Genomic DNA, 7,541 nt, shown 5'->3' with positions numbered 1-7,541 from the left:
GTGGCGATCCATGTCTTCGGCAGTCATGGATTGCGTCACTTCGTTCGCAATGACGACGTTCTTTCACGTTAACACCAGGAGATTCCCGTGGCCGACGAACCAGTTCAATTACAAGTCGATGTGGATGCATATTTCCGCACGCTGGCGGGTTTGAAGTACCCGCAGGCGCTGGCGATGGCCTTCCCCCGCATTGTCAACACGCTCTTTGAATTCAAGGACAACAAGCCCAAGTTACGCGGCTACTTTGACTCGCTCATCGAAGACGCGCGGGGCGGGCGCCAAGGCTTTCCGTTCGATGTCCTGATGGACATCCAGGACCTGCGCGAGGCCATGCTCGGTGATGTCAACCAATTTGTGTTGGACGACACCACCAAATGGGTGTCATGACCCAGTCCGGCGGATGGAATACCCGTTGGCGCTCAGTGGGCTGCTGCGGCTAACAGCGGCTTGCCACGGTCTGACATGGCCGCTTCACGGCCCTTGACACGCGGGACAAACAGCTCGGCATCGACCGACGGGTTGATCGCGTAGCGCGTGATGACCGTTTCGCTGATGGCCATGCCGCCGGCGTAATTCTTGATCTGAAACGGTAGCACCGCGCCGTCAACCGACCTGAAATCCGAAAACTCGACCGCCAGTACCATGGCATGACCGCCAGCTTCGATGTGCCCGGTTACTTTCACAATCAAATGGCTTGTGCTGTCAACATTGACCCGGATGGCCGGCCCCTCATCGTCCCACAGGTCCATCACCTCGGTCGCCTGCTTGCCAATGGTTTCGCTGCCTGCATGGCGCAGGTTGTAACTGCCTTTGAGCAGGCCGTAAGGCAGGTCAAGTTGCTTGTATTGGTAAATCATCGCCAGGCGGGCGGGCCCTTGGGCCCCGGACATCAGGTTGCCCCCGGTAATTCGCCAGGCCAGCTCGCCATTGAGCACACGGGTTTCGGACGTTGCGGGGTAAACCGTTTCGACCCGCAGCATGCGGGGCCGCTGGAACCAGCGTTTGTAGGTGCCGGAGGCATTGCGAACGATCGCGTTGATGAAGCCATCGGCGTTCAGGGAAACCATTTGCTCGATTTGCGGTGCGCCGCCATAGGCCTGCACCACCTTGTCCACCAGCGCCAGCGAGGCGGCATCCTGCTCCAGCGCTGTCGCTGGCAAGCTCATGAAGCCGAGACAAAGCATGGCCAGGCGCAGCAATTTGTTAAGTTGGGACATTCAGGGAGCCTTGGTTGGTTGAAGAAAATGGCGCACTGTTGGCAACGGATTGCAGGCCACGTCGTTACGCACAGGCTGCAAAGTGTAGTGCGCCGCTCCCATGTTGCCCGGTTGAGACGAGAAACCCCTGTTTCAAGTCAGTCGGGCATGGGTGCCGCATACCATTGATTGCGGCCGTTGTTTTTGGCCTGGTACATGGCCACATCGGCGCTCTGGAGCAGCACATTTTCGTCGGCGCCATGCTCGGGGAAAAAGGCAATGCCAATGCTCGAAGAGATGTGGATAGGGTGTTCGCCGATGTCAAAGCTGCGGTTCAGCGCCTGCAGGATATTTTCTGCCACCAGCGTGGCCGCCTGCAGCGTTTCCATTTCCGGCAGCATCACCACGAACTCGTCGCCGCCAAGGCGCGCCACCGTGTCGGACCCGCGCCGCACGCAGTCCGACAAGCGCTGCGCCACAGCCTTGAGCAGCAGGTCGCCCACCTGATGCCCCAACTTGTCATTGACGGGTTTGAATTCATCCAGGTCAATGAACATCAGCGCCAGGCGCGTTTTGTCGCGTCTGGCCTTGGCCAGCGCCTGGCGCAGACGGTCGTAAAACAGGGCGCGGTTGGGCAAACCGGTGAGCACATCGAAATGCGCCAGTTGCTGCATGCGCTCTTCGCTCGCCTTGCGGTCGGAAATATCGGAAAACACCGCCACGTAATGGCTTGGCGTGTCATGCTCGTCACGCACTTGCTTGATGGACAGCCAGGCGATGTACAGCGCGCCGCTCTTGCGCCGGTCGCAGATCTCGCCGTGCCAATTGCCGCTGCTGGTCAGCTGCTCCCACATGTCCTGGAAGAACTTGGCGGTGTGCGAGCCTGAGGCCAGCAGGCTTGGATTTTTGCCGATGACTTCGGCTTCAGCGTAGCCGGTAATCACGGTAAAGGCCGGGTTGACCGACACGATTTCTTTGTGCGCGTTGCAAACGATGACGGCCTCGTCCATGGTCTGAATGACGGTGGAGGCCAGGCGCAGGGCTTCTTCGTGCTCATGACGCTCGGTGATGTCGGTATGCGTGCCGATCATGCGCAGTGGTTTGCCCTGCGCATCACGGCTGACCACCATGCCGCGCGACAGAATCCATTTCCAGTGGCCATCACGGGTTTGCATGCGCCGCTCGTTGGCGTAGCTTGCTTTTTCGCCCGAGAAATAGGCGTTTCGGTCAGCTTCTATGCGAGCCAGATCGTCCGGATGGATGCGCGCATGCCAGGCCTCGGCCTGGTGCTCCAGCGCGTGGTCTTCAAAACCATGCATTTCCATGAAGCGCCTGGAAAACACCACTTCGCCGGTTTGCAGGCTGCGGTCCCAGACGCCAGCGCCAGCGCCTTCCAGGGCAAACTTCCAGCGCTCCTCGCTCAAGGCCAGCGCCTGCTGGTCTTTTTGGCGCTCAAGATTTTGCGCAACGATCTGGTCGTGCGCTTTTTTGACGATGATGAAGACCGCCAGATAGAGCAGCGTCAGCAGCAGGATCACGGCCGTCACCAGCAGCCACTGCCGTTGATCGACCTCTGCCAGCACCGTGGTGGCATCGCGATAAATTTCAAAGACGCCGCTGACCTTGCCTGTGAGCGGGTCGTGGCGCGGAATGTAGCTCTCGATGACGTCGCGCTCTTGCAGTTCGCCCTCAAAGGCGCTGAGCTGGTGCTTATGCACCAGCTGGGAACTGTTCAGTCCGCGCAAGCCAGCCTGCACCCCCGCGTTGTCGCTTTTGTCCACGCCAATCTGTTCCAGATCGGTGGAGTACACCGTGCGGCCCTGCAAGTCATAGACCTTGATTTTGTAAATCTTGGTGCCTTTCAGCAGCCTCAGTACCTCCTGGTGCAATTCAGGGATTTGATCCGCCGCATACAGCTGGGCTGCGGGTTTGTCGGCCACCGACTGGACCAGGGGACCAAAGTGATCATCCCACAGCTCGTTGGCGATGATTTTGGCGTGGCTAACGTGCTCACTCTGGTAGCCGTTGATCAGGGCATCCACCGACAGGGTGCGAAAAGCATAACCAAGCAGCACCGCCACCACCACAAAGGCGGCCAGGCTGACGGTGGCGAAGCGGCGCAACATCTTGAAGTCGGTTGCGGCAACCACAGCAGCACTGCCCGTCTCGTTGCTTGATGCTGATTTTGTCAAGCCTGGAGTAAAAGCGTGATTCATCACGCGCTAATATAGCCCAGTTCGTGGCAATCGCTTGTGTTAATCCGGCTCAAAGCCTGTCTTTTAGGCGTTGCACAGAGCTGAATATCTGCCGTTTTACGCTGTCATGGGTCATGGGTCATGGGTGGGTGTTACAAACCCAGCGTCTGCCAGATCGCGTCCACCTTGGCGGTGACTTCCGGGCTCATGGTCAGTGGCCGACCCCATTCGCGCGATGTCTCACCAGGCCATTTGTGGGTGGCGTCAATACCCATCTTGCTACCCAGGCCGCTCACGGGCGAGGCAAAGTCAAGGTAGTCGATGGGCGTGTTGTCGGCCAGCAGCGTGTCGCGCGTGGGGTCAACCCGGGTGGTGATGGCCCAGATCACGTCGGTCCAGTCGCGCGGGTTGACGTCGTCATCGACCACCACAATGAACTTGGTGTACATGAACTGGCGCAAAAAGCTCCAGATGCCAAACATCACGCGCCGGGCATGGCCGGGGTAGGCTTTTTTGATGCTGACCACCGCCATGCGGTAACTGCAACCTTCGGCCGGCAGGTAGAAGTCGGTGATCTCGGGGTACTGGCGTTGCAGCAGCGGCACAAACAATTCATTGAGCGCCAGCGCCAGCATGGCGGGCTCGTCGGGCGGCTTGCCGGTGTAGGTTGAGTGGTAAATGGGCTCGCGCCGCTGGGTGATGCGGTCAATGGTGAAAACCGGGAACTCGGCTTGTTCGTTGTAGTAACCGGTGTGGTCGCCGTAGGGGCCTTCCAGCGCATGCTCGAAGCCGCTCTTGTGGCTGGCGTCCGGGTTGATGTGGCCTTCGAGCACGATTTCGGCAAACGCGGGCACACGCAGTTCGCTGCCCAGCGCCTTGATTAGTTCGGTGCGGCTGCCGCGCAGCAAACCGGCAAACTGGTATTCGCTCAAAGAGTCGGGCACCGGCGTTACCGCGCCCAGAATGGTGGCTGGGTCGGCGCCCAGCGCCACGCACACCGGGTAGGGCTGGCCCGGGTTGTGCTGGCAGTGGTCGCGGAAGTCGAGCGCGCCACCGCGGTGCGGCAGCCAGCGCATGATGACCTTGTTGCGGGCAATCACCTGCTGGCGGTAAATGCCCAGGTTTTGCCGCGCCTTGTGCGGCCCTTGCGTGATGACCAGGCCCCAGGTGATGAGCGGCGCCACGTCGCCGGGCCAGCAGTGCTGGATGGGCAACTTTGACAAATCAACATCCGCGCCTTCCCGAACGACTTCCTGGCAGGGCGCGCTGCCGAGTTCCTTGGGTGACATGCTCCACAGCGTTTTGACCAGGCTGCGCATACCGATGAGCTCCTTGAAGCCCTTGGGCGCTTCGGGCTCCTTGAGCGTGGCCAGCACATGGCCGAATTGGCGCAGCTCGGACACATCGTTGACACCCATGCCCAAGGCGACGCGGCGCGTGGTGCCAAACAGGTTGCCCAGCACCGGAATGCTGTGGCCGGTCGGGCGCTCGAACAGCAGAGCAGGGCCGCCAGCGCGCAAGGTGCGGTCGCACAGCGCGGTCATCTCGAGGTGCGGCGACACCTCGGCTTGGATGCGTTTGAGCTCGCCCAATTGTTCGAGCTGGCTAATGAAGTCTCTGAGGTCGCGGTAGGCCATGGTGAGGGATCTTTTTAAATTAAATTAATTGGAATTTGCCCCCAATTAACTGAAGAAATGGTTCATGGGCGTTGCGCTGCGGATGGGCGCTGCGCAGCAGCCGGATGGGGCGTCCCCCTCATGCTGGAGTACCAGAAATCGGGGGTCACCCCATCCGGCTGCTGCGCCGAAAGCTCTGCTTGATCTTGCATTCTTGAATACCAAGACAAAAACAAATGTTCGTTTTCACCAGTCGTCCAGCAAGGTGGGCAGTCGGGGTGGCTGATGATTTCTGGTACTCCAGTATGAAGAAGCCGCCCCGACTGCCTGCCTTGCGGGTTTCATAAACGTATTCTGTTTGAACTGGCCATGAAAAAGACCTACAGCCCGTTCCAGCGAACCGCATCGGCCTGCGGCAGGTCCAGCAAATCAAGCACCCGGCTCACCGTTTGACTGACCATTTCTTCAATTGTTTGCGGCCGCTGGTAAAAACCCGGCACCGGTGGAAAGACGATGCCGCCCATTTCGGTCACGCTGGTCATGTTGCGCAGGTGCGCCAGGTTGAGAGGCGCCTCGCGCACCATCAAGACCAACTTGCGGCGCTCCTTGAGCATGACGTCGGCGGCGCGGCTGATCAGGTTGTCTGACAGGCCAAGCGCCACGGCTGCCAGCGTGCGCATGGAGCAGGGCGCGATGACCATGCCGTCGCAGCGAAAGGAGCCGCTGGCAATGGCTGCGCCCACGTTGTGAACGGGATAAACCACGTCGGCCAGGGCTTCGATGTCGGTGCGTGGCAGCCCCAGCTCTTGCGTGATGTTGAGCCAGCCGGCGTCAGACACTACCAGATGGGTTTGCACCTTGCCCAGTTCACGCAGCATTTCCAACAGCCGCACGCCATAGACCGCGCCGCTGGCGCCAGAAATGGCGACGATGATGTGTTTGGGTTGCGTGCTTGTCATGGCGCGCGCAGCGCGGCCATCCATGAACCGTGCAGGCATGGATCGCCACGTCGCTGTGCTCCTCGCGATGACGGGCCAATCCGGTTCATCTGAAGTCAGGCCCCCGGCCGCAAGTTGCCCAGCCGCGCCTTGAACTGTTCACGCGCTTGCGCCAGCACATGGCGCGGGTGGAGTTGGGCCAGGTTGAACACTGGCAACTCGATCGCGTCAATGGTGTTTTTGACCAGCAGGCCGAGCTCGGTGTCGCCCTCCATGGTCAGGCGGCGGTTGAAAAACAGCGTGTCGGGGTCTTCCTGGCGGCGTGCCAGTTTGACGAAATCATGCGCGCTGGCGCTGATGGTGAGGTCGGCGGCACCGGTGTTCCGACAAGCCGCAAAGCCCTTGGTGCGCCACTCAAAGTCGAAGGTCCATTGCGCATCGAGCACGCACAGGCGCAGCTTTTTGCCGACCAGCATTTGCGTGACATCGGCATTGAGTTGTTTGGCCAGCGCCACGTTCAGCGCCGTGACAAACAACATCGACCCCGGCAAGCCCGGCAGCCGCCCCAGAAGTTGCCCGACGGGCTTCGGGATCAGCCATGGTTTTTCGCTCATAAAAAAACTCCTTTAAACCGGCATGGGTACGGCTTGGGTGGTGACCTGCTCCAGGCCGGGTTTGCCATACCAGTAGCCGTTGCACGGCTTCTCGGGCATCAAGCCCAGCAACTCGGCGTTGGCAGACGCAGCATCAGCGCGCCCCTGGATCACGTCCTGGAACAGTTCAATGATACGCGGCGTGTGCTGTGACTGCGGGCTGATGCGCGCCACTGCCACGCCCATGTCGCGCATGGCGGCCAGCTCGGGCAGCAGGTTGTGCACGCGCGCCGATTGGGTCTGGATGCCGTTGAGCACCAAAAATTCCTCGCTCTCGCGGGTGCGCATCAGCAACCCGTCGGGATGTTCGATGCACTTGAACTGGCAGTCGTCCTTGGGCAGGTTGCAGTGGCGCGCGGTAAAGCAGCGCGCTGAAAACGCCAGCGGCATGCGGCCATAGGCAAAGACCTCGGTTTGCAGGCCCGCCGGGCTGCCCGCCAGCAACAAGGCCAGGTCGTCACGGCCCATTTCCAGCGGCATCACCCAGCGCTGCAACCCCAGAGCCGCCATCCATGTCAGCGTGGGCAGGTTGTAAATGTTCAGATGCGGCCCGGCCACAAAGGGCACTTTGCCCTCCAGGCAATGCACCGCGCCCATGTCGTTGGCTTCGACCAGATAGGTGCCGTTGGCGCAGATCTTGTGCAGCACGGTCACGTCGGCGCCCGATTCGATCAGCACCTGGGTGGACAGAAGCACTTCTTTGCCGGCCTCGCGCAGCACCGCCGCAATGTCAAGCCAGTCGGCCAGGCGCACCTCGTGGCGGCGCGAACACACGGCTTCGCCCAAGTAAACAATGTCCACCGGTGACTGCGCCACGGCTTCGTAAAAAGCCAGCACCTCGTCGCGCGGCCAGTAGTATTGGATGGGTCCCAGAGAGAGCTTCATAAAAACAAATTTGTCATAAAGAGATCGTCATTGCGAACGAAGTGACGCAATCCATGAC

The 7,541-nt window shown here is 60.4% G+C and carries 7 protein-coding genes; 1 reads left to right on the top strand and 6 read right to left on the bottom strand.

The window, feature by feature from the left end; all coding sequences use genetic code 11:
• Positions 1-87: 87 nt before the first annotated feature.
• Positions 88-387, top strand: coding sequence for a hypothetical protein (locus IBX54_RS10470; protein ID WP_296542600.1), 300 nt, complete (start codon positions 88-90; stop codon positions 385-387).
• 32 nt (positions 388-419) lie between these two features.
• Here IBX54_RS10470 and IBX54_RS10465 read toward each other — a convergent pair whose 3' ends face one another.
• The 6 genes from IBX54_RS10465 to IBX54_RS10440 all read right to left on the bottom strand — a co-directional run bounded on the left by IBX54_RS10465 (position 420) and on the right by IBX54_RS10440 (position 7,483).
• Complete coding sequence (locus IBX54_RS10465; protein WP_296542599.1) at positions 420-1,217, bottom strand: hypothetical protein; 798 nt, start codon at positions 1,215-1,217, stop codon at positions 420-422.
• Between the two features lie 137 nt (positions 1,218-1,354).
• The gene (locus tag IBX54_RS10460) at positions 1,355-3,388 is read right to left on the bottom strand and encodes a sensor domain-containing diguanylate cyclase (protein ID WP_296542598.1); all 2,034 of its coding nucleotides are present in this window, start codon (positions 3,386-3,388) and stop codon (positions 1,355-1,357) included.
• A 155-nt stretch (positions 3,389-3,543) separates the two neighbouring features.
• Positions 3,544-5,028, bottom strand: coding sequence for a 4-hydroxy-3-polyprenylbenzoate decarboxylase (ubiD, locus tag IBX54_RS10455; RefSeq protein ID WP_296542597.1), 1,485 nt, complete (start codon positions 5,026-5,028; stop codon positions 3,544-3,546).
• A gap of 359 nt (positions 5,029-5,387) precedes the next feature.
• Entirely contained in the window at positions 5,388-6,005 is a 618-nt protein-coding gene (locus IBX54_RS10450) for a UbiX family flavin prenyltransferase (protein WP_296542596.1), read from the bottom strand.
• Between the two features lie 56 nt (positions 6,006-6,061).
• The gene (locus IBX54_RS10445) at positions 6,062-6,559 is read right to left on the bottom strand and encodes an SCP2 sterol-binding domain-containing protein (protein ID WP_296542595.1); all 498 of its coding nucleotides are present in this window, start codon (positions 6,557-6,559) and stop codon (positions 6,062-6,064) included.
• 12 nt (positions 6,560-6,571) lie between these two features.
• Entirely contained in the window at positions 6,572-7,483 is a 912-nt protein-coding gene (locus tag IBX54_RS10440; protein WP_296542594.1) for a U32 family peptidase, read from the bottom strand.
• Positions 7,484-7,541: the final 58 nt, after the last annotated feature.

The sequence above is a fragment of the Rhodoferax sp. genome (assembly GCF_014859475.1).
Lineage (GTDB): Bacteria > Pseudomonadota > Gammaproteobacteria > Burkholderiales > Burkholderiaceae_C > Rhodoferax.
Note: the sequence above shows the minus strand (reverse complement) of the source record. Positions and strands in the feature narration are given on the sequence as shown.

Excerpts from the sequence above, each read along its gene's own strand:
- ubiD (WP_296542597.1), bottom strand. The coding sequence starts at position 5,028 with ATGGCCTACCGCGACCTCAGAGACTTCATTAGCCAGCTCGAACAATTG.
- IBX54_RS10465 (WP_296542599.1), bottom strand. The coding sequence starts at position 1,217 with ATGTCCCAACTTAACAAATTGCTGCGCCTGGCCATGCTTTGTCTCGGC.
- IBX54_RS10445 (WP_296542595.1), bottom strand. The coding sequence starts at position 6,559 with ATGAGCGAAAAACCATGGCTGATCCCGAAGCCCGTCGGGCAACTTCTG.
- IBX54_RS10450 (WP_296542596.1), bottom strand. The coding sequence starts at position 6,005 with ATGCCTGCACGGTTCATGGATGGCCGCGCTGCGCGCGCCATGACAAGC.
- IBX54_RS10440 (WP_296542594.1), bottom strand. The coding sequence starts at position 7,483 with ATGAAGCTCTCTCTGGGACCCATCCAATACTACTGGCCGCGCGACGAG.